General features: G+C 65.4%; 2 protein-coding genes and 1 pseudogene. 2 read left to right on the top strand and 1 reads right to left on the bottom strand.

Annotated elements, in window-relative coordinates; translation table 11 throughout:
- On the bottom strand, positions 1–333 hold a 333-nt coding region (locus AC1DU6_RS32220; RefSeq protein WP_477862287.1), incomplete at its 3' end, for a YciI family protein.
- Positions 334–483: 150 nt separating this feature from the next.
- Here AC1DU6_RS32220 and AC1DU6_RS32215 point away from each other — a divergent pair.
- Together AC1DU6_RS32215 and AC1DU6_RS32210 are read left to right on the top strand one after the other, a co-directional pair.
- Positions 484–828, top strand: a pseudogene (locus tag AC1DU6_RS32215) (FKBP-type peptidyl-prolyl cis-trans isomerase); the annotation flags it as partial.
- A gap of 30 nt (positions 829–858) precedes the next feature.
- Positions 859–1138, top strand: a 280-nt coding sequence (locus AC1DU6_RS32210) for an FKBP-type peptidyl-prolyl cis-trans isomerase (protein WP_477862289.1), incomplete at its 3' end; no start/stop codon positions are given.

Raw genomic sequence — 1138 nt, 5'->3', positions numbered from 1 at the left:
CGACAACTGGCTCCACACCGGCCTGACCTCAATCGTGGCAACTGCAGCCATCGGGTGTTTGGCTGCGACCTCGACGGCGATGTCCAGACTGGCGCATTGGATGAGTTCATACGCGCACATTTGTTCGCGCGAGCGCGAGAACGGCCCTGAAGAGGGGCTGATCCTTCCATCCCTCACGCGCACGGTGACAGCCTCAGAGGCTGGCCGCAGTGGGTTGCCCTGGACTCGAATACCGCGAGCCTCCATCGACTTGATCCAGTCCATGATCTCCGCAACGAGGCGCTCCGTAGGTGCAAACCCGTCGTCGTGGGCGATGATGAGCAGATAGTTCATGCGTCTCTCTCAGAAGCGGCAGGGCAAAGGCGCCCTTCGACACGACGAACAAAGGRCTGAGCAATCGACACCAAGACCTCCCAGGCGACGAAACAGCCGCCCGGGCCAGGAGGCGACAATCCGGGGCTTTCCCCACAGCAAGGATTTCCCATGAACACCACGCCCACCGGCCTGCAGTTTGACGACACCGTCGAAGGCGATGGCAAGCAGGCAGCGGCCGGCCATGACGTCACCGTCCACTACACCGGCTGGCTCTGGGTCGACGGCGCCAAGACCGACAAGTTCGACTCCAGCAAGGACCGCGGCGACCCCTTCGAGTTCGAACTCGGCGCCGGCATGGTCATCCGCGGCTGGGACGAGGGCGTGCAGGGCATGAAGATCGGTGGCAAGCGCACGCTGATCATCCCGGCCGAACTGGGTTACGGCGCGCGTGGCGCCGGCGGCGTCATCCCGCCGAATGCGACGCTGTGCTTCGAGGTCGAGCTGCTGGGCCTCGCCGGCGGCCCCGAACATGTCGAGCTGAACCTGCACACCACCTCCAGCGGCCTGCAGTACGAGGACCGCGTGGTGGGCGACGGCGCCGAAGCCGCCAAGGGCCAGCGCGTGTCGGTGCACTACACCGGCTGGCTCTACAAGGACGGCATGCGTGGCAAGAAGTTTGATTCCAGCAAGGACCGCGGCCAGCCCTTCAAGTTCCGCCTCGGCRGCGGCGAAGTCATCCAGGGCTGGGACGAAGGCGTGCAGGGCATGAAGGTCGGCGGCACGCGCATGCTGGTGCTGCCGCCGGAGCTGGGCTATGGTGCCC

Source organism: Roseateles sp. P5_B10 (assembly GCF_056400485.1).
Note: the sequence above shows the minus strand (reverse complement) of the source record. Positions and strands in the feature narration are given on the sequence as shown.